Genomic DNA, 22,270 nt, shown 5'->3' on the forward strand with positions numbered 1-22,270 from the left:
GCTCTGCCAGTCAGTTACAGCGTGTTGTAGGGAGCGACGACTACGTCGACCCGTTGGAACTCTTTCAGGTCGGAGTAACCAGTTGTCGCCATCGAGCGACGCAGCGCACCGATGAGATTCGACTGGCCGTTCGCGTGCGACGAGGGTCCGTTGAGAATCTCGGCGAGCGGAGCAAGTTGCCCAACCTCGACACGGTTGCCACGGGGAAGCTCAGAGTGGTGCGCTTCTTGGCCCCAGTGCCAGCCTCCGCCGGGAGCTTCGGTTGCACGAGCAAGAGCGCTACCGAGCATTACGGCATCTGCGCCAACGGAGATTGCTTTCACAATGTCACCACTCGTGCCGAGGCCGCCATCGGCGATCACGTGAACGTAGCGTCCACCAGATTCGTCCATATAGTCGCGGCGAGCGCCAGCAACATCAGCAACGGCGGTTGCCATCGGGGCATGAATGCCGAGAGCGCTGCGTGTGGTGCTTGAGGCTCCTCCGCCAAAGCCAACGAGCACGCCTGCGGCCCCGGTGCGCATGAGGTGCAGCGCTGCTGTGTAAGTTGCGGCGCCTCCGACGATTACGGGTACGTCGAGCTCGTAGATGAACTCTTTAAGGTTGAGGGGTTCGCTGGCCTTGGAAACGTGCTCAGCGCTGACTGTGGTGCCACGGATGACGAAGAGGTCGACCCCAGCATCAAGCACGGTCTGGTGGAGTTCTTTCGTGCGCTGCGGGCTGAGCGCGCCTGCGACGGGCACTCCGGCTTCGCGGATCTCGGCAAGCCGTTGAGTCACAAGCTCGGGTTTGATCGGCTCGGAGTACAACTGCTGCATGCGCGCGGTCGCCTGATCGGCGGGGAGCCGACAAATTTCTTCGAGCACGGGCTCGGGGTTCTCGTAGCGAGTCCAGAGACCTTCGAGGTCGAGCACGCCAAGTCCGCCGAGCTTGCCCATCGCGATCGCGGTCGCTGGTGAAACCACGGAGTCCATGGGAGCGGCGATGACGGGGATGTCGAAGGTATACGCGTCAATCGTCCAACTCACCGACACGTCGCGCGGGTCTCGCGTGCGGCGCGAAGGCACGATCGCAATGTCATCAAAGGAATAGACGCGGCGAGCGCGCTTGGCCCGGCCAATTTCGAAATCATTCACTGCTCCAGCCTACCCGGCTGGCGATTGGCTATGCCCGTGCAGTGCGCAACCGACCGACTTTCGCGCCGTCGGCCATAGGCCCACGTCATTGACAGTGATTAAACAAACGTTTAATTTATTAAACATGCGTTCAATATCGGATGATTCCACCACAAAGGCCCGAATCCGCGACGCCGCGATCCTGCTCATCGGGCAGAAAGGATTCGCCGCGACGAGCGCACGTGCCGTGGCCGCTGAAGCCGCAGTAAGCGCCGGCCTCGTCATCCACCATTTCGGGAGCATGCGCGAGCTCAAGACTGCGTGCGACGACTTCATCATCACCGAAGTCACCCGTCTCAAAGCGGGGATGGGCGAGAGCGACATCGCTGCGACCCTCAACGAGTGGTACTCAGACATCGATGCCTACCAACCGTGGCTCAACTACCTGAGCCGACTGTTCACCGACGATCCTAACGCCGGCGCCGAACTCTTCGATCGCATGGTCACCATGACGACTGGAATTCTCGAGGCTGGAGTCACTAGCCAGCAGATACGGCCGAGCACCGACGCGCACGCGCGAGCGCTACTGCTCGTCACCCACAGTCTCGGCACCCTCATTCTGCAAGGCCACATCGCCCGCACCCTCGGCAGCGGTCGATTCAGCCTCGAAAGCTTGAGCCGTATGGGCAACGCCGCGCTTGAGATCTATACCGAGGGCCTCTACCTCGACAGCAGCATGCTCGACGCCAGTCGTGAATCCTCCCACAACGCACGCAAGGATCACTCCAAGAAGGGACGGGGCTCCGGCCCCACGTCATGACCTACGCAATAGAAACTAGAGCGCTCACGAAACGCTATGGCCGCCACACTGCGCTCGACGGCATGGATCTCGCCGTCGAGACTGGCAGCGTGTTCGGCATGATCGGCCCCAATGGTGCCGGCAAAACAACAGCCATGCGACTGCTGCTCGACATCATCCGGCCCACCTCCGGCACCGCCACCGTGCTGGGAGAATCTCCCCGAGCCGGCGGCGCATCACTCCGTCGTCGAATCGGCTTCCTTCCCGGCGAACTCCTGCTTGAGGGGCGAGTAACCAGTCGCGCGCTACTCCGGCACTACGCAGACATCAGTGGCCCCGTGCCCGAGGGCCGTATCGATGAACTAGCCGAACGCCTCGGGCTCGACCTCACGCGGCACGTGCGCAAACTCTCCAAGGGCAACAAGCAAAAGCTGGGCCTTGTGCAATCGTTCATGCATGAACCGCCACTGCTCGTACTCGACGAGCCAACAAGCGGACTCGACCCGCTCGTGCAACAAGAGTTTCTGACAATGGTTCGCGAGGCCCAGCACAAAGGGCAAACCGTGTTCCTCAGTTCGCACGTGCTCAGTGAAATTCAGACCGCAGCGGATCAAGTCGCAGTCCTACGCAACGGAAAGATCGTGAAAGTTGGCGACGTCGCGACCCTGCGAGCGAGTGCTGTGCGCCGCGTCATCGTTGACTTCACGGATGTCTCGGCCGACAACATCCGCACCACTCTCGAAACGCTGCCGCAACTGGACGATCTCACGGTTACGGACGGAGACATCGTTCACATCACCGGCACCATCAAGGGACACATCGACTCACTCGTCAAGGCGATCGCACCGTTCCACGTCGTCGACCTCCGGGTTGAGGAACAGGATCTTGAGTCGTCGGTAATCAACCTCTACTCTTCGGGGGCGCACAATGACAACTAGTTTTCTGCCCCTAACCCGCCGCAGCCTTGCCGAGTCCTGGCGTGGACTCCTTGGTTGGACTGCAGGCTTTGCCGGCGCGATCTTCATGTATGTCCCGCTGTATTCGTCCTTCGCCGGGGAGGATGCTGGCTTCCAATCGATGATCGACTCACTCCCTGAAGGGTTCTCCAACACACTCGGCTTCGAGGACCTCTCGAGTGGCGCCGGCTACGTTCAAGCCACCGTTCTTGGTCTTATCGGGTTTGTTCTCATGACGATTGCGGCCACAGTCTGGAGCTCGGCTGCAATTGCCGGACACGAAGAGGCCGGTTCGCTTGAGCTGACACTTGCCCACGGGGTGTCGCGAGTACAAGTGATGGTTGAACGCAGCCTCTCCGTAGTGTTGCGACTGCTGTGGCTTGCCGCCATCGCGGCGCTGCTGATTCTCGCGCTCAACGACTCCTCCGGTATCGACATCGAGCCATCGAACATTGTCGCTGGGGTTCTGGCGCTGCTAGGGCTCGGGATCCTCTCGGCAAGCCTTGGCCTGGCAGTGGGCGCCATCACGGGTCGACGTTCGTTCGCAACAATCGCCGCCGCCGGTGTCTCGGTACTGGGCTACGTGTTCAACTCGCTTGGCAACCAGAGCGCCGACGTTGAATGGCTCCACGTGCTTTCGCCCTACGAATGGGCTTTCGGAAACTCGCCGCTGCGTGACGGAGCCGACTGGGGTGCACTCGGCCTCGTCTACGGTATCTCCGCACTAGTGCTTGTCATCGGCGGAATCGTCTTCAACCGCAGAGACATCTCCGCTTAGCGGCGGTAGTTGGGTGCCTCAACGACCATCTGGATGTCGTGAGGGTGCGATTCTTTCAGCCCGGCGGCGGTGATCCGCACGAACTTGCCCTTCTGGTGCAGCTCCTCGATAGTGCGAGCACCCGTGTAGAACATCGACTGCCGTAGACCGCCGAGCAGCTGGTACATCACCGTGGAGACCGGGCCGCGATAGGGAACCTGGCCTTCGATCCCTTCGGGGATCAGTTGCTCGTCCGAAGGAACATCCGCCTGGAAGTAGCGGTCGCGGGAGTATGAGGTCTTCTTGCCTCGGGTTTGCATAGCGCCGAGAGAACCCATTCCGCGGTAGCTCTTGAACTGCTTGCCGTTGAGGAAGATGAGGTCGCCGGGGCTTTCGTCTGTTCCCGCAAGCAGCGAGCCAAGCATGACGGTCTCTGCACCGGCGACGAGCGCCTTGGCAATGTCACCAGAATACTGAAGGCCACCGTCGGCGATGACCGGAATCCCCGCTGCGCGGGCGGCAAGCGACGCCTCGTACACGGCAGTCACCTGGGGAACTCCGACACCAGCAACAACGCGGGTCGTGCAGATCGATCCTGGTCCAACTCCGACCTTGACGGCATCCACACCAGCGTCGATGAGCGCTTGTGCACCTGTGCGGGTAGCGACGTTGCCGCCGATGATGTCGATCGCGTCAAACGAGGAGTCTGCCTTGAGCCGTAGAACGATGTCGATCACTCCAGCGGACTCGCCGTTGGCTGTGTCAACCACGATCACGTCGACACCTGCGTCGCGCAGTCGCTCTGCGCGCTCCCACGCATCACCGAAGAATCCGATGGCCGCGCCTACACGCAGTCGCCCTTCGTCATCTTTAGTGGCATTCGGGTACTGGTCGGTTTTCTCAAAGTCTTTAACGGTGATGAGACCGATGAGCTTGCCGTTGTCGTCCACGAGAGGCAGCTTCTCGATCTTGTGTTGGTTGAGCAGAGCAATTGCACCCTCGCGCTCGATGCCGACGGAGGCAGTGATGAGGGGCATAGCGGTCATGACGTCGCGCACCAGCGTCGACTCCATGTCTTCTGGCTCAATGAACCTCATGTCACGGTTAGTGACGATTCCGACGAGCGTTCCGTCTTCTTCGATGACAGGAACACCGGAAATCCGGAACTGGCCACACAGCGCATCGACCTCGGCCAAAGTCGCTTGTTGCGTAGTTGTTACCGGATTGGTAATCATGCCCGACTCACTGCGCTTTACCTTGTCGACGAAAGCGGCCTGATCGTCGATCGAGAGGTTGCGGTGCAGTATGCCGAGACCACCATTTCGAGCCATTGCGATAGCCATTCTCGCCTCTGTGACCGTGTCCATCGCCGACGAAATGAGGGGCGAAGAGAGCCGGATTCTGCGGGTTAGACGTGAACTCGTGTCAGCATCGCTCGGAATCACATCAGTATGACCGGGCAAAAGCATCACGTCGTCATAAGTAAGTCCGACGAAACCGAAAGGGTCAGGCTGTTCCATGTTAAATCTTCCTCGCACCAGGAGCGTGAAACCGGCGATCTTGTGTTAAATCTGCGGCCAATCAATATTAACGGGTTTCCTGCCTGAACATTCCCCCGCATAATGGCTTCACCGCTTTGTACCCGACAAGCACTTGTATGTCGGACGCAATCGGCCAGTGTCGTCAATGCCGTCGACACATCAGAACCCGCGGGATTCTTGATTCCTGCTGGGTCCCTTTCTGGAGGTCCTGTGAACACAGCGGAATATCGCCGCACGCGACGGAGAAATAGACGTGGAGTGCTTGTAGCGCTCATCGTTGCTCTCTCCGCCGCTTTCTCTCTCATGTCCATGCCCGCCATGGCTGACGAGGTTAACGTCGACGAATACGACAACAGCATCATCGGTAACGTCAAGCTCGAAAGCGTGCCGTTGGAAGGTGTACTTCTCACCGTCTCTGGTGGCGGCTACGACGTTGAAGTTGTCACGGATGCCGACGGCCAATGGAAAGTCGGTGTGCCCGACGGTGACGAATTCAGCGTCACACTCGACGAAGATACGCTGCCTGAGGGCATCGCAGTAATCGACGAAGTCGGCGATGACGACACCCCCAACGTCAAAGAAGCACTGATTGGGCCCAGCGGCTCGACAGTGATGAACTTCTTTATCGGTCGTGGTGAGCGCAATGTCGTCAGCTTCGTTGACCAACTCGTCGAACGCCTCGTCAACGGCCTCAACTTTGGGCTCATGCTCGGACTTGCCGCTATCGGCATCTCGCTCGTCTACGGAACCACCGGGCTGTCCAACTTCGCTCACGCTGAAATGGTGACCTTTGGCGCGGTGATGGCACTAATTGTCTCGGTCGATCTTGGCCAACCGGTTTGGTTTGCGATACCGATAGCGGTGCTACTGAGCGCGGGCTTTGGTTGGGCGCTCGACGCCGGCCTGTGGAAACCCTTGCGCAAGAAGGGCGTGGGCATCGTCCAGCTCATGATTGTCTCGATCGGTCTTTCGCTGGCACTTCGATACACATTCCAGTACTTCCGCGGTGGCGGAACGGAACAACTGCCCGGCTCTGACTCCCCCGATATCCCACTCTTTGGTTCGGTGTCGCTCAGTCAGACCAACATGATCAGCATGATCATCAGCACCGTCGTGATCCTGATCTTCGCGTGGTGGCTCGTGCGAACGAAGATTGGTAAGGCGACTCGTGCCGTCTCTGACAACCCGTCGCTCGCCGCCGCATCGGGAATCGATGTCGACCAAGTAGTTCGGGTTGTCTGGATTCTCGCCGCAGCAATGGCCGGCCTCGCCGGCGTGCTGTGGGCCTACTTCCGACCGGGCATTCGCTGGGACATGGGTATGCAGATCCTGCTACTCGTGTTCGCCGCAGTCACCCTGGGTGGTCTGGGAACCGCATTCGGCGCTCTCGTTGGTTCAATCATCGTCGGAGTCCTCGTTGAGACGTCTAGTCTCTTCATTCCCTCTGACCTGAAGTATGTAGGTGCGCTCGGCGTGCTCATCATCGTCTTGTTGTTCAGACCGCAGGGCATCCTCGGTCGCTCTGAGAGAATAGGTTAGGGGCCGCTCATGGATATTCTTCAAATTCTCTCCAATACCGCGTCATCGCTGATCGCACCCGCAACGATCGGATATGCCCTCGCGGCGCTCGGTCTTGCGCTGCACTTCGGTTTCACCGGTTTGCTCAACATGGGTATCGCCGCGTTCATGGCGATCGGTGCCTATGGCTACGCGATCTCAATCCTCACCTTCGGTTTCCCGTGGTGGGGCGGCATGCTCGTCGGTGTCGGTGGCTCGCTCGTGTTCGCGCTCATCCTTGGCATTCCTACTCTGCGACTGCGCGGTGACTACTTGGCAATCGTGACGATCGCGGCCGCCGAGGTTGTGCGCCTGTTATTCCTGACGACAACGTTCGACAAGTACACCGGGTCTGCCGATGGACTGAGCGGCTACCACGACAGCTTCCGTGCGTTCAACCCGATCCCCGATGGCACCTACGGCTTCGGCCCATGGGAGTACAACCAGAACGGTTGGTGGGTTCGCATCTTCGGCATCGTGATTCTCACAATCGCGGCACTCATCCTGTGGTCAGTCATGCGCAGCCCGTGGGGCCGTGTCATCAAGGGAATCCGTGAAGACGAGGATGCCGTGCGCGCCCTCGGCAAGAACGTGTTCTCCTACAAGCTGCAGTCGCTAATGCTCGGTGGTGTGTTCGGAGCCCTCGGTGGCATCGTGTACGCCCTCCCCGCATCCGTGAACCCCGGTGTGTATGTGACGTCGCTGACGTTCTTCGTGTATACCGCACTGCTGCTCGGTGGAGCAGCGACGATCTTCGGACCGATTATCGGTTCGGTGATCTTCTGGGGCGTTCAAGTCCTGCTGAGCAACCTGCTTCCCGCCATGGTCAACATCGGCCTCTTGCCGTTCATGACCACGACACAGTCGCAAACGGTGCGTTTCATCCTTGTAGGTGTGGCGCTGATGTTGCTTGTGATCTATCGACCGCAGGGCATCCTCGGCAATAAGAAGGAGCTGACCTTTGTCAAATAAAGACACACCGGCTGCACCGGTGCAACGAGAAAAGACGACGGGGCTCCACAAGGGCGATATCGTTCCCGGAGTTGCCAAGGTCGATCCGATCATCATTGCTGACGGAATTCGTCGCTCGTTCGGTGGTCTCACCGCGGTCAACGTTGACCACATTGAGATCCCTCGCAACGCGATCACCGCGCTGATTGGTCCGAACGGTGCCGGAAAGACGACGCTGTTTAACCTGATGACCGGATTCGACAAACCGGACGAAGGCAAGTGGACGTTCAACGGACACGCCCTCGCCGGGATGGGCGCACACAAAGTGGCCAGACTCGGCCAGGTGCGCACGTTCCAACTGACAAAGGCTCTCGGGCTGTTGACCGTTCTTGAGAATATGAAACTCGGTGCGCAGAATCAGATCGGGGAGAACATCTTCCGCGGCATGATCCCGAGCCTCTGGCGCAAGCAAGAAGCCGAAATTGAGGCACGCGCCGAGATTTTACTCAAGAAGTTCAAGCTCGACACCAAGTCGTCAGACTTCGCTGCCAGCCTTTCCGGCGGACAGCGCAAGTTGCTCGAAATGGCCCGAGCACTCATGAGCGAACCAACGCTCGTCATGCTCGACGAGCCGATGGCAGGCGTCAACCCGGCGCTCACAGAGTCGCTGCTCGACCACATCCTCGACCTGAAGGAAGAGGGAATGACGGTGCTCTTCGTCGAGCACGACATGCACATGGTTCGCCACATCGCCGACTGGGTGATTGTGATGGCCGAGGGTGCGGTAGTGGCCGAAGGCCCGCCAGACCAGGTCATGAAGAATCAAGCAGTGATCGACGCGTATCTCGGTTCGCATCAAGACGTGGACCTGGGTATCGTCACGGGTCGTATCGAGGGCGAGCTCAACACAGCCGCGATCGATATGGCAGCAGAGGTAAAAGAACTCGACTCCAAGATCGCTAAGCGCAAGGGGCCCCGCAAGTGAACGCAATCCCAACCGAGAATGCAGTAGTCCACGTCAAGGGCCTCACCGCGGGGTACCTTCCCGGGGTGGACATCCTGAACGACTGCAACCTGGTCGCGAATCCGGGCGAACTCATCGGCATCATCGGCCCTAACGGTGCAGGCAAATCGACACTACTCAAGGCCATCTTTGGTCAAGTGCAGGTGCGCGGCGGCTCGATCACGTTGAATGGCGATGAGATCACGGGGCTGAAAGCCAACAAGCTCGTGGCACGCGGTGTTGGCTTTGTGCCACAAAACAACAACGTGTTTCCGAGTCTGACGATCGCTGAGAACCTTCAGATGGGGCTGTACCAGAACCCCAAGATCTATGACGAACGGCTCGAATTTGTTGTTGGCATCTTCGGCGAACTCAAATCGCGGCTCAAGCAGCGTGCCGGTTCGCTATCGGGCGGTGAACGCCAAATGGTGGCTATGTCGCGGGCGCTCATGATGGACCCCAAGGTTCTGCTGCTCGACGAACCATCCGCTGGCTTGTCTCCTGTGAAGCAAGACGAAGCGTTCATTCGCGTTTCGGAGATCAACAAGGCCGGTGTCACGACGATCATGGTTGAGCAGAACGCACGACGCTGCCTGCAAATCTGTGACCGCGGCTACGTTCTCGATCAGGGCAAGGATGCCTACGAGGGAACAGGGCGCGAACTCCTGAACGATCCCAAGGTCATCGGGCTGTATCTCGGTACGCTCGGCACCTAAACCAGTAGCACTCAGCACCGCCACAATTGCTCCGCCCGGATTCGTCCGGGCGGAGCAATTGTGCGTTAACGGGCAGGTCAGACGCTGCCTCGGCCGAACATCCGCACCCTCAAGGCGCTGCAAGCCGCCCTGAGCGCCGTTTACGGTACGAGACGTCGAGACGATCATCCGCGCAGAAGTCAGGCGCTTACGCGGGCACCTGACGCGGTTTCAGGTTTATTACCAACAGCGATTGCTCCGTGAAACCGCTTCAGCATCCACCACAGCCCCCTGAGTGCACGAAAAAGGCCCCAACCCTAGTGGGTTGGGGCCTTTCTCTTAGCGAGTCTTAGCGGTTATTAGCCGTTGTACGCGCTGTAGGTGTTGTCGTCACCGTACTGGTAGACACCGATCTGCGCCTCGGTGGGGTCACCGAGTTCGTCGAAAGAAATCGGACCAGAGATGCCGTCGTAGTCAGCTACGCCACCACCGTTGATGATGTCTGCACAGTCGGCGAAGGTGTTGCACTTCTCGCCGTTGCCCGAACCACCCGATACTTCCTGCAGCTTCTCTGCGATTGCTGCGGAGTCGGTTGAACCGGCTGCGAGCGATGCGAGAGCAAGCAAGATGACCGAGTCGAACGACTCAGCTGCGTAGCTGAATTCGGTGAGCTCAGGCTGCCCTGATTCAACCCAGTAGTCGTTGACTGCCGACGTGAAGTCAGCAATCGTGTCAACGCTCAGGCCGGGCAGGGTTCCCTTTGCGCCCGTGAGGGTTCCAGGAGCCAGCTCGTCACTGAAGTTGGCGAGGTTACCATCTACGAAGTAGAGCTTATCGGCGGGGAAACCGCTGACAATGCTCGGGAGCATGGTCGAAACCTCTTCGAAGGTGATCAGTGCGATCGCGTCAGGGTCAGAAGCAAGAACTTCTGAAATCTGTGCGTCGAACGTGGTGTCACCGGTGTTGTACGTGGGCTGTGAAACAACTTCACCACCGGCTGCTTCGAATGCTTCCTGCGTGAACTTGGCGAGGCCGGTTCCATAGGAGTCGTTGAGAACGATCATGCCGAGAGTCTCATTACCATCAGCAGCGATCAGGTTACCGAGAACCTCACCCTGGAGCACGTCGGAAGGAGCGGTACGGAAGTACAGGCCCTTGTCGTCGTAGTCCGTGAATGCGGCCGAAGTGTTTGCCGGCGAGAACTGGATTACTCCAGCGCCAACAACCTGGTCAATGAACTGAAGCGAAACACCTGAGGATGCTGCACCAAGAATGGCGGAAACATCTTCATTGAGCAGACGGGGGATTTCAGTCTCGTATGCCTTGTTGTCGGTGTCGCCGGAGTCACCCTGGATCAGTTCGATCTCGATGCCTGCATTGGCTTCGTTAACCTGAGCAGCTGCGTACTCGGTTCCTGCGATCTCGGGCGGGCCGAGGAACGCGAGGTTACCGGTTACGGGGAGTGCCGTTCCCAGCTTCAGCGAAAGATCGCCGCCGCCGCCGCCGGAAGGTGTTTCCTCTCCGCCTGTTGCACAGCCAGCCAATACCAGTGCACTTGCACCGACAATTGCGAGACTGTTCATCAGGGTCCGCTTGGACCGTGATGGGGAGGCCGTAGCCTTCGCGAATACGCTCATGTTGCTCCTTGCGTTTCGAATGTGTTCAGGAATCAAAAGTGGCACTGCGTTGTCACCACACTGTCAAGCTATGCCCACTCGGGACGTCCGCACAATACGTCTGTACTACAGCCTTGTAACACTCTTCAGAATCGTTACCATTCGTAGACTCTTCAGAAACGCAGATGTTACTCAGTTAATCCGGGTGTACACGTTGTCGCTACCGTACTGGTAGATCCCAATACTGGCGTCCTGAGGATCGCCATTGTCACTGAGGGTTATCGGGCCCGAAACACCGTCGTAATCTACGATGCCACCATCAAGGATGATCTTCGCGGCATCCGCAAAAGTCGTCACGACTTTACCTTCGCCAGAACCACCAGAGACTTCTTGCATCTTGCTCGAGATCCCTTCGCCCGTGGTCTTCTGCGATGCCAACGCTGCAAGGCTCGCCAAGATCACGGCGTCATAGCTCTCTGCTGCGTAGCTGAAGTCCTTCAAACTCGGATTGATCTCCACGAGCCGATCGGTGAACTCAGAAATCGTAGACATTTCTAGCCCCGGATGCGTCACGATCGAATCGGTCAGGCTCCCCGTAGCAAATCCTGAACCACGGTCGCCCAGTGACAGACCGCTAAAGAAGAGCTGATCGCCCGAGTAGCCAGCGGCAATGAAGGCCTTGGCGATCTTCTCTGCCTGCGTCGTACCGAGAATTGCTACGGCATCCGGCTTCGCGGCAATCGCCTCAGCGATTTGATCGTCAAGGCCGGTGGCCTTTTCGTCAATAGTCTCTTCGACGATGACTTCGCCACCACCACGCTGGAAGGTTTCCCCGACCGCTCGCGGCAGGAGCGGTCCACAGAGTACGTCCTCTGACAGGATCGCGATTGAACCGTCAACGCGGTCGGCCATCTCGGCCCCAAGAGCAGAACCTTCGAGTGCGCAGGAAGGCGAGGTGCGCCAGTAGAGCATGCTGTCGTCATAGTTAGAGAAGTCGGGCGAATCGTTTGCCGGCGAAATCTCAACAACACCGGCACCGGTGATCTTGTCGACTACTTTCTTCGAGACACCGTTCGAAAGCCCGCCAATAATCACGGTGGCTCGGGCAGCGAGCAGCTCGGTCACGGCATCCTCTGCCGTCGTACCCGTGGAGTCTCCGGAATCCCGGGTTTCGACGTTTACCGTGAGCTTCGCGTTTGCATCGTTGACGTCTTGTGCCGCCAAGGCAATGGCTGCGGAAACGGCTGGGCCAAACTTTTCGAGTGAACCTGACTCCGGCACGAGAGCGCCAATGGTGAGGGTCAAATCTTTGGGCGCGATGGCCTCTTTCGGAACCTCTTCGGCTGTGCATCCGCTCAGCACAAGTACAGCGGCAAGAACGCCAGCAACTGCTGTGAACCCACGACGGGTCCGCAGCGACACGCGTGATCCAACGGGTATGGATGTCATCACAGTCGCTCCTATCTGCCGCCGAAAACAAAAAGCGGCATTGTTACGGTAGTGGGCAAACCACAAAAGACGAACTCAGGGAACCCAAATTGTCGCCGATATCGTGCCCCCAATCCGGGCGGCACTCGTTTTAGCCGACGACAGATCCGCTCTTAAACACGAACTTGTTTTCGCCGTCGTAGGTGTAGTAACCCCAGTATCCGGGCTCGATATCTCCGCCTGGCGTGAAGTTCACCGTTCCGGAGATGCCGTCGTAGTCGATGTCGTTGCCGGTTTTCAGCACTTCACGGCACTCAGCGAAGCTCAGGCATTTCACGCCACCTTTGGAGACGTCGTAGAGCGAACCCGCAATCGCCTCCCCCTCATCGTCTTGAGCGACGATCGCGGCGAGAGCCGCCAGCATCGTGGCGTCATACGCCTCCATCGCATAGCGATAGCTGGTCAGTTTCGGATTGCTCGCCTTGAGAGTCGCGATGAAAGCCTTCGAAGGCTGCGCGCCGTCAATCACTCCCCGCACGCCCTTCAGGGTGCCGTTCTTAAACGACTGCGAATAGTCGCCAGTGTTGAGTGAGGTGAGCCACAACTTGGAACCCTTGTAGCCTGCGGCAGCGATCTTGCCAATCGCAGCCTTTGTCGCCTTGACCGAGTCATAGGTCGATCCAATTACCACAACATCGGGTCGCGCCTTCTTAAGGCTGGCAATGATTGAATCAAAGTTGGTGGTCACGCTGGAAAAAACCTCGTCTGCGACAAGTTCGCTGTCGTGCTCTGCGAGCGCCGTGACAAAAGTATCGTGAAGGGCGGTGCCCTCATCGTCAGCAACATAAACGTAAGCAAGGCGCTGTGTGGTGTCCCCACCCGCAAGTGCCTCCGCTAGGGCGTGCCCTTGCTGGTCGTAGGCCGGAATCGTGCGGAAGAAGTATCCGTCATCGAAGACATCAGTGAGTGTCGAGAACGTTGCCGCAGGAGAGATGATTGGAATCTTGGCATCAATTGCCAATGGGATAGCGCGCTGAGCGAGAGCCGACGACGACGGCCCAATCACCACATCCACCTTCTTCGACACCAACACCTTAAACGACGTCTCCAGCTTGGTGGTCTTTGCTTCGCCGGAGTCAACACTCACCACTGCGACCGGTTCGCCGTTAACGCCACCGGCTGCATTGATCTCCTTAACCGCTGCCGCCACACCGGCAGCTTGGGCTGCAGCAAGAAACGAGAACGCTCCGCTCGTCGGAAAGATAGTGCCCACTCGCAGCACACCGTCACCAGAGGGAGTCACGACCGGAGTCGGAGTCGGCGACGCTGCGGGAGCGAAACGCGGTGCCGCCGTCGGGGCAGGCGAACTGCACGCCGCAAGAGCTACAGAAACTGATGCCACAACGATCAGGCATCGAGTCGCGCGAAACCTCGTCATTGACTTGCCTCTCTCGGAGCCGCGATCTTCGGGCGATCACGCACCTTCACAGGAATACTACGGTGCACCCGGAGCTTCGGACGGCGAACCTAGCCGAGTGCGAGAAGAGTGACGGAACAGATCAAAGGTGAGGATTGCCAGCGCCACCCACACAATTGCAAAACCCAACCAGCGCTCTGGCGGCATCGCCTCATGAAAGATGAAGACACCAACGACCAACTGCAAGATGGGCGCCAAGTACTGCGCAAGTCCCATGTAGGTGAGCGGCAGACGGCGGGCTGCTGCGGCAAACAGGATCAGCGGAATCGCCGTGATCGCACCTAAGAACAACGTCAACACCGTGTGGCCGGTGCCCACCGTGCCCACCGTGAGGGAGTCATTTGCGCTCAACACGAGCAGAACAATAATCGCAATGGGCGTCAAAAATGCTGTCTCTACGGCCAAGCCGCCCAGCGCATCCGCTTTCGGCCCGACGCTCTTCTTAACGAGACCGTAAAGACCGAAGCTGAAGGCCAGCCCCAGTGCGATCCACGGAAAACTGCCATAACCAATGGCAATAACGAGCACAGCAAGAGCACTTATCCCGAGGGCAACCCACTGCAGCGGACGCAACCGTTCGCGCAGAATTATCACGCCGAGCAACACCGTGACGATCGGGTTGGTGAAGTAACCCAATGACGCTTCCACAATGTGTCCGTTGAGGCTGGCGTACACGTAGATCAGCCAGTTGATGACAACGAGCACTCCGGCAAGACCGAGGCTCCAGAAAGTTTTGCGGTCACGAATGATGACCAACACTCGTACGTAGCCGCGGGTGACCAGCAGAAGAGCCGCACAAAAAACGAGCGACAACACAATGCGCCAGGCCACAATTTCAATCGCGCCTGACTCCTTGAGAGAGAAGAACACGATAGGCATCGCGCCCCACAAGACGTAGGCGGATACTGCGAAACCGAGGCCGCTCGGCGATACGCGATCAGTCGCGTGAGAAGTCGTGGTCACCTCTAAAGCTTAGGGCTGCGCTGGGGGCTCCTATGACATCCAGACAATACACAAGCCCAAGGCCGGAGCCCTGGGCTTGTGTATTGCCGAACAGTGAAGTTCGGCGAGGATCTAGCTAATCGCCTTAGCGAACGACCACAGCGAGAACGTCGCGAGCCGACAGTACGAGCAGGTCGTCTCCGCCGTACTTCACTTCGGTTCCGCCGTACTTGGAGTAGATGACCTTGTCGCCTACAGCGATGTCGAGCGGCACGCGGTTTCCGTTGTCATCGATGCGACCGGGACCTACGGCGACTACTTCGCCCTCTTGGGGCTTCTCTTTCGCAGTGTCAGGAATGACGAGCCCAGACGCGGTGGTCTGTTCTGCATCTACCTGCTTGATAACAATGCGATCTTCGAGCGGCTTAATGGACACCGACACGTGGGACCTCTTTCTCAAGTTCTTGGGTTGGCACACTCCCTGTAGGAGTGCCAGATCAACTATACGGCTTGGTTGGCACTCGATCAACGTGAGTGCCAATACGGATGCGGATACGGTTAGAGAATGAATCAGAGCGAATTGCGGGAGCTGCTTTCGTCCGAGGGCCTTCGCCTGCTTGACTCACTTCCGGTCTGGCAATCGAGCGACGAAATCGTGCGAACCGTCGCTGCGCTCCGCAAGGCCGGCCACAGCGCTGGACTCGTCGCAGCAGTGCTCAGCCAGTCAAAATTGCGTGCAAAAGCCGCAAGCAAGTTTGGCCCGTTTGCGGAACGGATGCTCTTCACCGAGGCCGGCCTCGAACAAGCAACCCGGCTCTCGGTTGCTTCTCTGCACGCTGGACGCTTTAGCGCCGCTGGGGTGAGATGGGTTGCCGATCTCGGCTGTGGAATCGGTGCTGATGCGCTCGCCATCGCGGGCCTCGACCTCAACGTCACCGCGGTAGAGCGAGACGAGACCACCGCAGCAATCGCGAGCTACAACCTAGCGCCGTGGAGCAACGCGCAAGTCGTACACGGGGACGCAGAATCCGCAGACCTCACCGGCATCGATGGCATCTACCTCGACCCAGCACGGCGCGACGCCCGCGTTCGCCTCACTAACCCTGCCGACTGGACGCCATCACTCGACTTCGCCTTCGGACTGGCCCAACGCTACCCCACCGGGATCAAGCTCGGCCCCGGCATCGACCGCGATCTGATCCCCGACAACGCGGAAGCCCAGTGGATCTCGGTCGGGCGCGAAGTCGTCGAACTCGGACTCTGGTTTGGCGCTGTTGCCCGCCCCGGCATCCGGCGCGCAGCCCTCGTAATCGGCGAACACGGCACCGCCGAAATGACGGCAGCCGCCGACAGCGCGGACGAAGCGGCCGGGGAACTTGGACAGTACCTGTTCGAGCCTGACGGCGCCGTCATCCGGGCGCGCCTCATTGGAGACCTTGCCCGCCAGTTAACTGGCCGGATGCTCGACACGTCGATCGCCTACTTCAGCGCGGATGCCCCTGCTGCCTCGCCCTTCGCTACGTGCTTCGAAATAGTGGCCGACTTTCCCCTCGACAAGCGCTCGCTGAAGAAAGAGCTCGCTGCGCGCAAGATCGGAACCCTAGAAATCAAAAAGCGCGGGGTCGATATTGACCCCGCGATTTTTCGAAGATCGCTCTCGCTCAAAGGCGAGAACAGTGCAACATTGATTCTCACGCGCGTTGCGGGTAAACGCCGGGCGCTGCTTGCGCAACGCGTGACACACACCCCGTAGCGCGTAGGGACTAGTTAGAACCCACCGCGGAAGCCGGGGCCTACCTCGTTAAAGCCTGCCATAAAGAGCAGAACCGCACCAACGACGAAGAGTCCGGTGACGAGGCCAATCGCGACGCTGATGTAGCCGGTGATGAGGCCCGTGAGCCAGAAGGGGCGCGCCTGCGGCTGCTTCTTCTGCGCCATGTGTCCCATAACGACCGCTGCCACACCGGGCAAGAAACCGAACACAACGAACGACAACAGGATGCCCGAAATTCCGGTGACCATCGATGCGATGGACAGCCCCTGCAATGGACCGGCAGGAACCGGAGTGAACGGTGCCTGACCTGGCGTCGACGCACCCTCATATCCCGGAATCGGGGTGCCGCTGGGTACAGAGTATGGATCGTTCGATGCCGCCGGAGTTGCCGTGGGCGCAACGGGAGGAACTGGTGCCGCTGCCGGAGCCGACGGTGCGCTGGTGGCGCCAGTAACGGCGGGTGCTGTTCTCGCGCTCGACTTACTCGCGCTTGACTTGCTTGCGTCTGCTGCGCTTGTTGAAGCTGCGGTTGAGGCTGCGGCGAAGGGCTTCGTAAATGCAACGGTCTCTGCCGTATTCGCGTGTTCTGCGGCGCTCTTTGGCGCGACCTTTGGCACTGCCGAGTTCGCTGGGGTGGTCTTCGCGGGAGTGGCTTTCGCTGGGGTGGTCTTCGCGGCGGTGGTTTTTGCAGCGGTCGCCTTCACGGCAGGTGTCGACTTAACTGCGGACTGTGCGGCAGTCGGCTTCTTAGCCGCAGGCTTCTTGGCTGACGGCGTCGCCTTTGGCTTTGCCTTGGGCGCGCTTGATACCGAAGGTGTAGCGGGAGTGGGGATCGACGGGGTTGAGCCGTCTGAGTTGTTGGTAGCCATTCGCATACTTTAGCAAGCGCAACTCAAGAGTTGCCCCTTAACGCCAGTAGGCCCGTACAGCTGTGCGGGCCCCTCCTGAGAGCGAAGACTTTAGTACGAGGTGACAGCTCCACCAAGTGCCAAGGAACCAATGACGATGGCACCGACGATGATGGCCCCCAGCAAACCGAGGTAACCGAGCACAAGACCGATGATGGCGAGCACGTTGCCCTGTTCGCCGGTCTTCTTGATCTGGCTCAGTGCAATGTGGCCGGTGATGATACCGACGAGGCTAAGCCACAGGATCGATGTCACGAGGGAGACGATCGAGAGTACGTTCCACTTGGCAACCGGCGCGCCTGTCGGCGTCGAGGCGTAAGGCGTGGGTTCTGACATGGCGGGATGCTCCTTAATAAATGAAACCGAAAGCGGCGCGACTATATTCTCAGCCTGAGAGAACGCTGTCAATGCGTCACGATTAGAGCCTAGCCCGTTTTTATGCCTGTATTTGGGTGACGGGAAGCGTGGAGTCGGCACTGAAATTGAGCGTCGACGGTTGTTTACCTGCCATCACCAGTTGGGCGCCCAGTGCGGCGATCATCGCACCGTTATCAGTGCACAACGACAACGGTGGGATCCTCAACTGGATGCCCGCAGCATCGCACCGCTCCTGCGCGAGCTCTCGCACGCGAGCATTTGCCACGACTCCACCACCGAGCAGTAGGCGAGGCACACCTCGATCAACACACGCCGCAACAGCCTTGGTCAGCAGGATGTCGACGACTGCCTCACGGAAGCTGGCCGCGACATCCGCAATCGAAAAGTCTGCTCCGGCGTCTTGCTCGCGTTCAACCCACCGCGCAACGGCCGTCTTGAGCCCAGAGAACGAGAAGTCGTAGCGGTGTCGTTCCATGTCTTTGGCCTTGCTAAGCCCTCGAGGGAATCGGATGGCCTGGGGGTCGCCCCCTGCAGCGACACGGTCAATCTGCGGCCCACCGGGGTAGGGCAATCCGAGAAGCCGAGCGACCTTGTCGAACGCTTCACCCGCAGCATCATCAATCGTTTCGCCGAGCAGTTCGACATCGGAAACCAGATCGCGCACGTGCAGCAACGAGGTGTGGCCCCCAGACACAAGCAGCGCGATTGTCGGAAGATCGATCTCGGTCCCGTCGTCGCGCAACACATCGGCGCCGACGTGCCCGACGAGATGATTGACGGCATAGAGCGGCTTGTCGGTCGCTACGGCGAGCGCCTTCGCGGCAGCAACGCCCACCATGAGCGCACCGGCAAGTCCTGGGCCACTCGTGACCGCAATCGCATCGATTTCGTGGAGCTCTACGTCCGCTTCGGCGAGCGCCTGCTCGAGCGCCGGCTGCATCTCCTCAAGGTGCGCGCGAGCCGCAACCTCAGGAACCACTCCGCCATAGCGGGCGTGCTCGTCCATCGACGACGAGATGACGTTGGCGAGCAGTCGGTTGCCGCGAACAATGCCGATCCCTGTCTCGTCACAGCTGGTTTCGATTCCCAACACGAGGGGCTCAACCGTGTTCTTCGGCAGGCTGCGGTTCGACGGTGCCTCCCGGTTCGACGGTGCCGCCTGATGCGCCCCTCCTGCTTGATGCGCCGAGCCCGCCTGGGTCACGCCCGCGAGCTGGCTCATGCACCCACCGCCGGAGAGAGTTTCGGTTCAGGAATGGTGAGGCGCATCACAATCGCGTCCACACCATCGGGCTGGTAATAGTTCGGCCGCACTGCGATGCGCTCAAAACCGAGCGAGTCATAGAGGCGTTGCGCGGTCGGATTGTCATCGCGCACTTCCAAGAAGAGTTCGCCGGCCCCGCGATCGCGAGCCTCAACCATGAGCGCGTGCATCAGCGCACGCCCAATGCCGTGGCGTCGAGCATCCGGTGCAACAGCAATGGTTTGGATGTCAGCCTGCCCCGAACGTAACGGCGCACGCAATCCTGCATAGGCCTTCACCTGCGTGGGTTCCCCCACCGGGTGGGCGACCAAGTAGTAACTGTGGTTGTCGATGATCTCGGCACCCATCATGTCGCTCGACCAGGCGTCATTGGCGAACTCGCTCGACTCGATCACCATAATGGCGTCGAGGTCGTCTGGGGTGGCGCGGCGCAGTTGCCAGCTCATGCGGTTACTCGTTTCGGTCCTGCGGAGAGGCTGATGTCTGGCGAGCGCAGATAGAGGGCTTCTTCGCCAGCGAATTCGCGTCCGTTGGCTTTCATGAGGCGCGCCAATGTTGCCAAGTTGGCGGCGTGCACTGTTGCGGCTTCCCGCAGTGTGTAGTGGTCGAAGTTCGGCACGTGGGCGGCAAGTTCAGCGGCGGGAGCCAGTGCGGGGCCAGCGTCGCGGATGGGTAGCCCCGCATCATCCGAGCCCGTGTAGGCCGACCAGTAGAACTCTTTGCGTCGCGCATCAGTGGCGATCAGTGTAGGCCCGGTTTTGCCGAGTGCAATGGCGTCGTGGGTGACGACCGGATACAGCGGCAGGCCAGCACCGAAGGCGAAAGTGCGCGCTGCAACGATTCCGACGCGCAGCCCCGTGAAGGGCCCTGGGCCCATTCCGGCAACAACACCAGTCAGGTCGGTTACAGCGATTCCTGCTTCGGCGAGACAGCTGTAGATGAAGTCGCCAACAACTTCGGCGTGCTTACGCGTGTCTGCAGAGTCGCACTGGGCGTGCACAACCCCCTGCGCGTCAACGATGGCGACACTTGTTCCTGCCGACGTATCAATCGCTAAGAACATCGAGCCACCCCATGTCTGCCCACTTGGGGCCACAGCCTGTCACCGTGACGGTACGCGGCTCCACTGTTTCTTCGGCGAAATCATCGGCAGCCGAGTTCGCATCGTCGGTGCCGGTCTCGCCCACTGCACCCGTGGGGCGCACAATGTCGACGTTCAACCAGGATTCGCTGACTCCGTCGAGTAGACCTGCGCCCCATTCGACCACAACAATGGATGCCTCGAAGTCGATGTCGAGATCGTCGAGCTCAACAGCGCTGCCCAAGCGATAGGCATCAACGTGCACGAGGGGCGCCAGGCGGGGCGCAGATGCCGCTGCCGGCGTCGATTCCGGCGTCGATTCCGCAAACCTCGGATGCGTGCGCGCGAGCACAAAAGTGGGGCTCGTTACGGTGCCCCGGATGCCGAGAGTCTCGCCAATTGCTCGAGTGAGAGTGGTTTTTCCTGCACCAAGTTCGCCATTGAGCAGAACGAGGTCGCCGGCGCCGAGCTGCCTAGCGATCACCGCCCCGAGTTCAGCCATCCGCTCGAGGGAACCGATCACCAGCGTGGTCACGGTTCGTACCTGCGCACTACGCGCTGTCCGATGCGCGTCACAATTTCGTAGTTAATGGTGCCTGCCGCTGTGGCCCAGTCGTCGGCACTCGGCACCGAGGTCGGCGCGGCTGAGGCGTTCGACGGGGTGGACGAGGCGCCGAACAACACTGCGCGGTCTCCGATTGCCACGGGCACGTCGCCCATGTCGACCACAATCTGATCCATCGCAACCCGACCAGCAACGCGACCGGTCACCCCGTTGATCGAGACAGGGCCGCGGTTAGAGGCCTGACGCGGAACGCCATCGCCGTACCCCAAAGGCACGAGAGCCAAGGTTGTATCGGTCTCGCAGTGGAAGTCGAACCCGTACGAAACGCCCTCACCGGCGGAAGCACGCTTGACTGACACGACGGGGGCGCTCAAGGTCATTGCCGGCACCAGCCCGAGAGCCGCAGCATCCACATCGTCGGCAGGAGCCAGGCCATAAGTACTGATTCCGAGTCGCACCAGGTTGAATCGGGCGTCAGGGTGCTTGATCGCTCCCTCTGAGGCGGCCAAGTGGCGGAATTCTGGCCGCAGCCCAACCGACTCTGCCATGGCAATAGCGGTTGCGAACTGTTCGACCTGCTTGGCATCGTTATCATCGCCAGCATTAGCGAGGTGGCTCCAGATGCCTCGCACCCGGATACGGCCGGCAAGTTCGTGCGCAACTGCAGTTTCGAAGAACTGTTGCCAGTCTCCGAGCGCCGCCCCGTTGCGGTGCAACCCTGTGTCGACTTTGAGGTGCACACACGCGGTTCCGGATGCCGCGGCAACTTCCGTGAGCTGCGCGATGCTGCTGATGCCGAGGTCTACTTTCGCACGCACCGCTTCGCTGAATGCTGCCCCTGGCTGGTGCAGCCACGCCAAGAGTGGAGCGTCGATGCCTGCGTTTCGCAGCGCAAATGCTTCGGTGAGGTCGGCGACTCCGAGCCAGTCCGCGCCACCAGCAAGCGCTGCCCGCGCGCTTTCGACGGCGCCGTGTCCGTAGCCGTTCGCTTTCACGACCGCCATCACCTGTGCGGGCGCGACAACGGCTCGCAGGGTGTCAACGTTGTGGCTGATTGCACCCGTGCTGATCGTTGCGAGGCGAAGCTCAGTCATGGTGGGCCTCCGCAACAACATAGGCAATCGCGATGCCTGCATCATGGCTCATCGAGAGGTGCACCGAGGTAATCCCCCGGCGTTCAGCAATGGTTTTCGTGGAATTGAGCAGTTCAAACGAGGGGTTGCCGATCGCGTCAGAAACGACCCGCATGTCGTGCCAGGTGACACCGTTTGAGTCTCCCAAAGCCTTAATCAGCGCCTCTTTAGCGGCGAACCGTCCAGCGAGTGAGCGCAGCGGCCTGGCCACGCCATCCTTCAGCTGTTCGCTCTCAGAGAACAGGCGCGATGTGAGGGTCGGCGTGCGCTGCAACGCACGTTCGAAGCGGGCGATGTCGACGACATCCACACCGATCCCCACAATCACGG

At 59.8% G+C, this 22,270-nt stretch carries 23 protein-coding genes; 8 read left to right on the forward strand and 15 right to left on the reverse strand.

Annotated features, from left to right (window positions below; all coding sequences use genetic code 11):
• Positions 1 to 14: 14 nt before the first annotated feature.
• The gene (locus ACTJJW_RS00735; RefSeq protein WP_462642077.1) at positions 15 to 1,136 is read right to left on the reverse strand and encodes a GuaB3 family IMP dehydrogenase-related protein; all 1,122 of its coding nucleotides are present in this window, start codon (positions 1,134 to 1,136) and stop codon (positions 15 to 17) included.
• Positions 1,137 to 1,260: 124 nt separating this feature from the next.
• Between ACTJJW_RS00735 and ACTJJW_RS00740 the strand changes: the two genes are divergently transcribed.
• The 3 genes from ACTJJW_RS00740 to ACTJJW_RS00750 are packed head-to-tail and all read left to right on the forward strand — an operon-like array spanning position 1,261 to position 3,648.
• On the forward strand, positions 1,261 to 1,935 hold the full coding sequence (locus ACTJJW_RS00740; RefSeq protein WP_462642078.1) for a TetR family transcriptional regulator: 675 nt from the start codon (positions 1,261 to 1,263) through the stop codon (positions 1,933 to 1,935).
• The gene (locus ACTJJW_RS00745; protein ID WP_462642079.1) at positions 1,932 to 2,852 is read left to right on the forward strand and encodes an ABC transporter ATP-binding protein; all 921 of its coding nucleotides are present in this window, start codon (positions 1,932 to 1,934) and stop codon (positions 2,850 to 2,852) included. The genes ACTJJW_RS00740 and ACTJJW_RS00745 overlap by 4 nt, the downstream gene beginning before the upstream one ends.
• Entirely contained in the window at positions 2,842 to 3,648 is an 807-nt protein-coding gene (locus tag ACTJJW_RS00750; RefSeq protein ID WP_462642080.1) for an ABC transporter permease subunit, read from the forward strand. The genes ACTJJW_RS00745 and ACTJJW_RS00750 overlap by 11 nt, the downstream gene beginning before the upstream one ends.
• On the opposite strand, the gene guaB is transcribed toward ACTJJW_RS00750, so the two are convergent.
• Positions 3,645 to 5,147 (reverse strand): IMP dehydrogenase, encoded by a 1,503-nt coding sequence (gene guaB / locus ACTJJW_RS00755; RefSeq protein ID WP_462642081.1) that lies wholly within the window; start codon positions 5,145 to 5,147, stop codon positions 3,645 to 3,647. The genes ACTJJW_RS00750 and guaB overlap by 4 nt on opposite strands.
• A 279-nt stretch (positions 5,148 to 5,426) precedes the next feature.
• Between guaB and ACTJJW_RS00760 the strand changes: the two genes are divergently transcribed.
• The 4 genes from ACTJJW_RS00760 to ACTJJW_RS00775 are packed head-to-tail and all read left to right on the forward strand — an operon-like array spanning position 5,427 to position 9,395.
• A complete protein-coding gene (locus ACTJJW_RS00760) occupies positions 5,427 to 6,707 on the forward strand; it encodes a branched-chain amino acid ABC transporter permease (RefSeq protein ID WP_462642082.1) in 1,281 nt (426 codons plus the stop codon).
• 9 nt (positions 6,708 to 6,716) lie between these two features.
• Positions 6,717 to 7,697: a branched-chain amino acid ABC transporter permease gene (locus ACTJJW_RS00765; protein WP_462642083.1), complete on the forward strand. Its 981-nt coding sequence runs from the start codon at positions 6,717 to 6,719 to the stop codon at positions 7,695 to 7,697.
• Positions 7,687 to 8,661 carry an ABC transporter ATP-binding protein gene (locus tag ACTJJW_RS00770; protein WP_462642084.1) on the forward strand — a complete coding sequence of 325 codons (975 nt, stop codon included), beginning with the start codon at positions 7,687 to 7,689 and terminating at the stop codon, positions 8,659 to 8,661. Before ACTJJW_RS00765 ends, ACTJJW_RS00770 begins: the two co-directional genes overlap by 11 nt.
• Positions 8,658 to 9,395, forward strand: coding sequence for an ABC transporter ATP-binding protein (locus tag ACTJJW_RS00775; protein ID WP_462642085.1), 738 nt, complete (start codon positions 8,658 to 8,660; stop codon positions 9,393 to 9,395). Before ACTJJW_RS00770 ends, ACTJJW_RS00775 begins: the two co-directional genes overlap by 4 nt.
• Positions 9,396 to 9,733: 338 nt before the next feature.
• On the opposite strand, the gene ACTJJW_RS00780 is transcribed toward ACTJJW_RS00775, so the two are convergent.
• From ACTJJW_RS00780 to groES, 5 genes are all read right to left on the reverse strand, one after another.
• Positions 9,734 to 11,011: an ABC transporter substrate-binding protein gene (locus ACTJJW_RS00780; protein WP_462642086.1), complete on the reverse strand. Its 1,278-nt coding sequence runs from the start codon at positions 11,009 to 11,011 to the stop codon at positions 9,734 to 9,736.
• Positions 11,012 to 11,182: 171 nt separating this feature from the next.
• Positions 11,183 to 12,439 (reverse strand): ABC transporter substrate-binding protein, encoded by a 1,257-nt coding sequence (locus ACTJJW_RS00785; protein WP_462642087.1) that lies wholly within the window; start codon positions 12,437 to 12,439, stop codon positions 11,183 to 11,185.
• A 130-nt stretch (positions 12,440 to 12,569) separates the two neighbouring features.
• A complete protein-coding gene (locus ACTJJW_RS00790; protein ID WP_462642088.1) occupies positions 12,570 to 13,856 on the reverse strand; it encodes an ABC transporter substrate-binding protein in 1,287 nt (428 codons plus the stop codon).
• A gap of 57 nt (positions 13,857 to 13,913) precedes the next feature.
• The gene (rarD, locus tag ACTJJW_RS00795; protein WP_462642089.1) at positions 13,914 to 14,858 is read right to left on the reverse strand and encodes an EamA family transporter RarD; all 945 of its coding nucleotides are present in this window, start codon (positions 14,856 to 14,858) and stop codon (positions 13,914 to 13,916) included.
• 124 nt (positions 14,859 to 14,982) lie between these two features.
• Positions 14,983 to 15,279, reverse strand: coding sequence for a co-chaperone GroES (gene groES / locus ACTJJW_RS00800; protein ID WP_021809375.1), 297 nt, complete (start codon positions 15,277 to 15,279; stop codon positions 14,983 to 14,985).
• A gap of 123 nt (positions 15,280 to 15,402) precedes the next feature.
• Between groES and ACTJJW_RS00805 the strand changes: the two genes are divergently transcribed.
• On the forward strand, positions 15,403 to 16,590 hold the full coding sequence (locus tag ACTJJW_RS00805; protein WP_462642090.1) for a class I SAM-dependent methyltransferase: 1,188 nt from the start codon (positions 15,403 to 15,405) through the stop codon (positions 16,588 to 16,590).
• Positions 16,591 to 16,604: 14 nt separating this feature from the next.
• Here ACTJJW_RS00805 and ACTJJW_RS00810 read toward each other — a convergent pair whose 3' ends face one another.
• The 8 genes from ACTJJW_RS00810 to ACTJJW_RS00845 form a co-directional block, all read right to left on the reverse strand.
• A complete protein-coding gene (locus tag ACTJJW_RS00810) occupies positions 16,605 to 17,480 on the reverse strand; it encodes a DUF4190 domain-containing protein (RefSeq protein WP_462642091.1) in 876 nt (291 codons plus the stop codon).
• Between the two features lie 90 nt (positions 17,481 to 17,570).
• Positions 17,571 to 17,855, reverse strand: coding sequence for a DUF4190 domain-containing protein (locus ACTJJW_RS00815; RefSeq protein ID WP_462642092.1), 285 nt, complete (start codon positions 17,853 to 17,855; stop codon positions 17,571 to 17,573).
• 100 nt (positions 17,856 to 17,955) lie between these two features.
• Positions 17,956 to 18,987 carry a tRNA (adenosine(37)-N6)-threonylcarbamoyltransferase complex transferase subunit TsaD gene (tsaD, locus tag ACTJJW_RS00820; RefSeq protein ID WP_462642473.1) on the reverse strand — a complete coding sequence of 344 codons (1,032 nt, stop codon included), beginning with the start codon at positions 18,985 to 18,987 and terminating at the stop codon, positions 17,956 to 17,958.
• A 128-nt stretch (positions 18,988 to 19,115) separates the two neighbouring features.
• The gene (rimI, locus tag ACTJJW_RS00825) at positions 19,116 to 19,607 is read right to left on the reverse strand and encodes a ribosomal protein S18-alanine N-acetyltransferase (RefSeq protein ID WP_462642093.1); all 492 of its coding nucleotides are present in this window, start codon (positions 19,605 to 19,607) and stop codon (positions 19,116 to 19,118) included.
• Positions 19,604 to 20,224 carry a tRNA (adenosine(37)-N6)-threonylcarbamoyltransferase complex dimerization subunit type 1 TsaB gene (tsaB, locus tag ACTJJW_RS00830; RefSeq protein ID WP_462642094.1) on the reverse strand — a complete coding sequence of 207 codons (621 nt, stop codon included), beginning with the start codon at positions 20,222 to 20,224 and terminating at the stop codon, positions 19,604 to 19,606. The genes rimI and tsaB overlap by 4 nt, the downstream gene beginning before the upstream one ends.
• On the reverse strand, positions 20,208 to 20,777 hold the full coding sequence (tsaE, locus tag ACTJJW_RS00835; RefSeq protein ID WP_462642095.1) for a tRNA (adenosine(37)-N6)-threonylcarbamoyltransferase complex ATPase subunit type 1 TsaE: 570 nt from the start codon (positions 20,775 to 20,777) through the stop codon (positions 20,208 to 20,210). Before tsaE ends, tsaB begins: the two co-directional genes overlap by 17 nt.
• On the reverse strand, positions 20,774 to 21,901 hold the full coding sequence (gene alr, locus ACTJJW_RS00840; RefSeq protein WP_462642096.1) for an alanine racemase: 1,128 nt from the start codon (positions 21,899 to 21,901) through the stop codon (positions 20,774 to 20,776). Before alr ends, tsaE begins: the two co-directional genes overlap by 4 nt.
• Entirely contained in the window at positions 21,894 to 22,268 is a 375-nt protein-coding gene (locus ACTJJW_RS00845; RefSeq protein WP_462642097.1) for a holo-ACP synthase, read from the reverse strand. Before ACTJJW_RS00845 ends, alr begins: the two co-directional genes overlap by 8 nt.
• Positions 22,269 to 22,270 lie beyond the last annotated feature (2 nt).

The sequence above is a fragment of the Rhodoglobus galactosidasius genome, from assembly GCF_054957775.1.